Origin of the sequence: Prevotella sp. HMSC073D09, from assembly GCF_001814145.1 — a bacterium.
In the GTDB taxonomy this organism is placed as follows: domain Bacteria; phylum Bacteroidota; class Bacteroidia; order Bacteroidales; family Bacteroidaceae; genus Prevotella; species Prevotella conceptionensis.
Genome location: NZ_KV815010.1, coordinates 1 through 4752 on the forward strand (window position 1 = coordinate 1; position 4752 = coordinate 4752).

Sequence of the window (4752 nt, forward strand, 5' to 3'; positions counted from 1 at the left end):
TTTCTATCGATTTATTAGGGTGGGAAACTTTAGTTATTTAGTTTATGATCGTACGCCCGTTCAGTACCCTGTAAAACAGCATTGATAAACTGATAATCACTCTCAGATGTAGATCCTTCATAGAATTTTGAAATATAGAGATAGTAATCTTCAGTGATATACCCGCCATAAATCATGGTTAATAGAGTATCTACCATTTCATTATTCATGGTCTTAGACTCATTTTCTTTGGCCGTGTACTCTTTGACGTATATCTTATTGAAAATCACACGGGCTTTTTCTCCCCCTATCTTTCTTAAGACTTCCCGTAAAGCAGTATTCTCGATTACCTTTATCTCCTTTTCGAGTTTCAGCCTTTCATCGTTACTCCTATTATATGCTTGTGAATGCTCATCAATGGCCTCATAATAGCCTATATCCTCCGTGACTTTCTTCTCAATCTCATCAAATTCGAAATTATAGGTCATACTGCCAATTTCCTCACGGTTATGGTCAGTGTAAGTATATCTATCAAACTCATCGTTAATAAACAGTTCAAAGAGATTATCCCTACTTGACACCTGTCTCAAGGTATAATCATAGCCGTTTTTTATCAGAGTCGTAACTTCAACCTGATCGTTTAGTTTTTCAAGGTATTGTTTTCTAATATTGATTATCTTCTCCCGTGCCTCATTCATACTTTGAATTGAGGCATTTGCTTTCTTCCTTATTTCCTTTGTCTCGTCTTCACTAAATAATGACTTGTTCTTAAAAATCGCATAAAACAATCCCTGCTTTAAATATGCCTTAGCAAAATCTTGTGGGAACAGGTTCTTATAAACAATAACTGCAAGCAGTTTTTGTTCGTAGTTCTCGTCATCACCACTTAAATGCGTCTTTAGACTCTTCTGGAAAAGCGTATATTCATTTACTATGTTCTTCAACTCACGCAGTCCCGTCACCTTACTCAACAACTGTTCCAGCACCGGCGTGTCTATGGTTTTAAATAGACCTTTACTCTTATACTGTTTAATCAGATAGTCGGTCACATTGTAATGATCCATCACAGGGACAACCGCAATAATATAGTCAAAGCATTTTGTCCTAAGCTCCCTGGTAAAGACATCATCCCTAATTGCATATATGAACCGAACAATACGCCTCCGCTTCTTAAACGTTTCCGACTCATTAATCAACATGTTCAGCTCTCGAATCTTCAAAAACAATTTGTCAGAATTATCTAATCGGTCTAAGTCTTCAAACAGTATATAATCATATTGGTTTTCTTGTATGATAAAGATAATCTCATCCAGATACTTATTGAATACGGACACATCCACATCTGCTGATGCTTCCAACTTAACACCATTTGCTTCAATTTTAATATTTCTGAATTGATTTAGCTTCAAAGCTGTTATTTTGCCAACCCAGAACAGAAACCAAACCAAATAGCCTACTGAACAAGCATCTGCTATAAGGTTAATCCACCATCCTACCTTCTCTCCAAAAAATCTATAATAGCCATCGTAGAAGCTATCAATTCTTAAAATGGAAGGTTCAAATGCTATAACAAAACAAGCTAAAGCAACAAGAATACAAATGATGTATTGTTCATAATTTCTCACGACCGGTTCGTGGATGCGTTTAAACCCAGAATGTGATATCTTATTTTTGTCGCATTTATACAGTAGATGCTGGACTATCTTGTATTCAATCTCATTTGAATTCTGATCTTCATTTTCAGAAGGTAGAGAAAAGGTTGACATGGAAATACGAAAGACTTTATTCGCTATTCCCATTTCATCTATACAGGTATTAGCAACAGAACTCTTACCAGAGCCATAATGACCGGTAATAGCAATATTCCTGGAATCGCTTTGCTCCAAAGCAAACTTCAGGTCATCCACGGCAAGGTGAGATGTGTCACCCGCAGGTATGTTACAAGGTGACAGAAGAGTTCGATATTCCTTAGGCATCTCTTCATCTTGAGCCTTACCCACTTCTTGTTTTTTAGATTCCTGTACTTTCATTCCTTAATCCACAACCTTTAATCAAAATAAAGTATTGAAAATCATTATGTTATCAAAATTGTAATTAGCAAAAGTCGACATTTTTTACAAACTTTCGCAAATTATATAGACAACCACCGTTCACCCTGCGTCATATTCCGTCCTTCCTTACCACCGTTCCTCTGTGGTTTCAGCATCCTTCGGATGTCTCACCCGAAGTTACACCTCTGTCAGCCATTTCCACACCGGCACCACGGGTATTCCCTCTTCCGTGCCCTCCTCATCATATGTAATCAGCAGACACTTCCAGTCCTCGTGTGCCTTGACATACTTCACCAGTGGCGGCAACTCCCTGTTGTAAGTGGTCTCATCCTTGATGCTGTAGGACACCTGTATGGCTAGCTTCTCGTCAGGTACTATGAAGTCTATCTCCTTGTCAGCATTCAGATAATACACATTCTCCTTGCCGTATCGTCTGAATAGTTCCACCGCCACCATGTTTTCCAGTAGCGACGTCTCTGAGTTCATCAAGAACAGATTCAGCAATCCGTTGTCTATAAAATAATACTTCTTTTGCGTCTCCTTCTCCGTCAGCTTCCCAATCTCATTCTCCATGGGCAGTATTAGCCAACTGTCAGCGGCATAATCCGCATAGTCTATCGTAGTAGGCACACTGATGGGTGACCCTGTTGCCACTATCACGTTCTTCAGCCTGTTATACGACAGCGGTTGCTTCACGCTCTCTGCAATCTTCTTAATCAGAATGTTCAACACCCTGTCGTTCTTAATGTTGTTTCGGGCACAGATGTCACCCAGGTAGATCCTCTGGTACAAACTCGAAAGCATAGCCCTTTTATTCTTGAATGACAATATCTCTGGCAGACCGCCGTAATAGAAGTACTCATTCAGATGCCGCTTTACTTTGCTTCTCTGGATAGTGTCATACTCCCAATGCTCCCTCAGTTCTACCTGCTGCGCTGCCAGATACTCTTTGAACGAATATGGGTACGCATCATAGATAAAGAACCGTCCGCCCAGCGTAGTTGCCACTTCCTTGCTCAACATCTTCGCATTGCTGCCCGTCACATATACCCTGTATTTCGCATCAGTCAACCTCCGCACGAACTTGTCCCAGTGCGGAATATTCTGCACCTCGTCCAAAAACACCACCGGCTTCTTACCATACAGTTCCAGATGGGCTTCCAGCAGACTGTTAAAGTCTTCCGTCTGGAATTCCGCCAGACGCTCATCCTCAAAGTCCACAAACAGAATCTCGTCCCATCCCTTTCCTGCCGCCTGCAGCTGACGCACGCGCTGATACAGCAGGTACGACTTACCCGCATGTCTCACACCAACTATCACATAGTTGCCATTCTCTTCAAAGTCTGTGGGGCGGTGCGTAATCACCGCCTCATCCACTTCGCGTTGCTTACTAATCAGGCACTGTTTGATAACATCTTTACTGACACCCATATAAATTATATTTAATAAGAATCGTACAATCTTATAAAGTTTGATTTACAAAGTTAGGTGTTTTCTATAAAACAAAATTGATAATCTTCGGTTATTTACAATATTTTTACACTTTTTATCGCGAATCATTATTTTCCCAGACCTATACTTGTGTTAGGGTTTGCCTATTGTATTTGGCATTGCTCTAAACACTTCTGTCAAATACGATACAATCCTTCTTCCACGTTGCCACTTTGAACTCTTGGAGGCGTCGAATTGTTTCTTCTCGTACAAAATGAAAGAATCAACTCCCTGGGCTGGATTATACTTGTATTTCTTCCCGGAGAAGTCGCAGATGGCAAGGAGAAACACAACAAAGGCAATATCTGGATCAAGATGGCGAGAACGGATGAGTGCCACCTTGATGTAGGCTGTGTTGTATTCGTGTTCCATATTGTTGAGTTATGAGGACGGTGTAAGCAATTTGCTGTTTAGAGGTTTAGCGGACAGCAATAATTGAATTTATGAAAATAAAATGAGGAAATATCAAAACAAATAACTACTTTTGCAACAATGCACTTTGGTTTGACAAGATAAATATCCTGGATTACGTTAGTGTCGATGGTGATATACAAACCAAGCTGTTTATGGAGCACCTTCTAATGAGGGTCATGCTATGGACACATAACATTTGGCAATAAGCTTATGAGCCTTAGAAAGTTCGTAAACCACATACATAATGTAATATCAACATAAGAATAATATCCACCATATTTTGACATCGCTATGGTAACTATCAATATCGAATATCTACCTTCTATCAATTATTCCTTAATCAACAACAGAATAGCTATATGTCGGTCTGTTGAAATCCTCTTCAAGCAATACCCCGACCTCAGGGAAGCCAATTCGCTTGCGCACTCCCTACGCATGATATTCTCAAAGAACACCGTCAAGGATGCGGCAAGGCTATCCTTGGCTCGATGGTACAACAAGGTCGACAACTCGGGCTTCAAGAGCTTCAACGTAATTGCAGCAACCTTATACGAACATTACGACGGGGTGCTCAACCTCTTCGAGAACAGGGCAACAAACGCATTTGCAGAATCCTTCAATGCAAAGATAAAGGCTTTCAGGGCGACTCTGAGAGGGGTAGCGGATATAAAGTTCTTCATGTTTAGACTTTCAAAGATTTATGCCTAGCCCCCACTAATCTTCCGCTGAGCCGCTTTTTTTACCCTAGTTGAAAACTCCTACACCTTAATAGTAAGCATCCATTATTCGCCGTCTTTTTCCGATATGTTTTGTTTCC

At 40.4% G+C, this 4752-nt stretch carries 3 protein-coding genes and 1 pseudogene; 1 reads left to right on the plus strand and 3 read right to left on the minus strand.

What is annotated here, in order from left to right; all coding sequences use genetic code 11:
- Window positions 1-29: 29 nt before the first annotated feature.
- From HMPREF2955_RS00480 to HMPREF2955_RS00490, 3 genes are all read right to left on the minus strand, one after another.
- Window positions 30-2009 carry a YobI family P-loop NTPase gene (locus tag HMPREF2955_RS00480; RefSeq protein WP_070719924.1) on the minus strand — a complete coding sequence of 660 codons (1980 nt, stop codon included), beginning with the start codon at window positions 2007-2009 and terminating at the stop codon, window positions 30-32.
- 198 nt (window positions 2010-2207) lie between these two features.
- Window positions 2208-3461: an ATP-binding protein gene (locus tag HMPREF2955_RS00485; protein WP_019186865.1), complete on the minus strand. Its 1254-nt coding sequence runs from the start codon at window positions 3459-3461 to the stop codon at window positions 2208-2210.
- 153 nt (window positions 3462-3614) lie between these two features.
- A complete protein-coding gene (locus HMPREF2955_RS00490; RefSeq protein ID WP_019186864.1) occupies window positions 3615-3893 on the minus strand; it encodes a hypothetical protein in 279 nt (92 codons plus the stop codon).
- 417 nt (window positions 3894-4310) lie between these two features.
- Between HMPREF2955_RS00490 and HMPREF2955_RS00495 the strand changes: the two are divergent.
- Window positions 4311-4643, plus strand: a pseudogene (locus tag HMPREF2955_RS00495) (transposase); the annotation flags it as partial.
- Window positions 4644-4752: the final 109 nt, after the last annotated feature.